We start from the raw sequence: 520 nt of genomic DNA, 5'->3' as shown, positions 1-520 counted from the left end.
GCCATGTTCGCCTTCGGCAGCGGCGCCTTCTTCGGCGTGATCGGCGTGTTCAGCAGCCTCATCGGCGTGGGCGTCGATGCTTGAGTTGGCTGACCACTGCGAGCCTATGCCAATCCCCAACGCCAACGTCGCCACCGCGACAACCATCAGTTTTTTGTCCATGGAAACTCCTCTGCGCCATGCCATCGCGCAGTTGTCTGAAAAATGAAATTCAACGGCTGACGTTGAGGTCGCCAAAGATCCGTTCGATGCGTACGCGGGCGTCGGTGGCCTCGCTGACGGCCTGGATGTACTGGCTACGGGCGCTGATCAACGTGCGTTGCGCATCGAGTACATCGAGGAAGCCGAACTTGCCCATTTCGAACCCGCGGGTTGCGCTGTCGACCGCACTTTGCGCGGCGGGCAGGATGGTCTGGTTGAACGCTGTGACTTCGCCGTTGGCGGTCTGCCATTGCTCAAGGCTGGTCTGGATTTCCGTGCGCAATCGCAGCTCGGTGGCGTTGCGCAGATCCCGCGCCTG

Annotated in this window: 1 protein-coding gene; it reads right to left on the bottom strand. The window is 61.2% G+C overall.

Features of this window, described 5'->3' with window-relative positions; genetic code table 11:
* Positions 1-211: 211 nt before the first annotated feature.
* On the bottom strand, positions 212-520 hold a 309-nt coding region (locus BK660_RS30865; protein ID WP_148057513.1), incomplete at its 5' end, for a TolC family protein.

Origin of the sequence: Pseudomonas brassicacearum, assembly GCF_003732265.1 — a bacterium.
In the GTDB taxonomy this organism is placed as follows: Bacteria; Pseudomonadota; Gammaproteobacteria; order Pseudomonadales; family Pseudomonadaceae; genus Aquipseudomonas; species Aquipseudomonas brassicacearum_D.
Note: the sequence above shows the minus strand (reverse complement) of the source record. Positions and strands in the feature narration are given on the sequence as shown.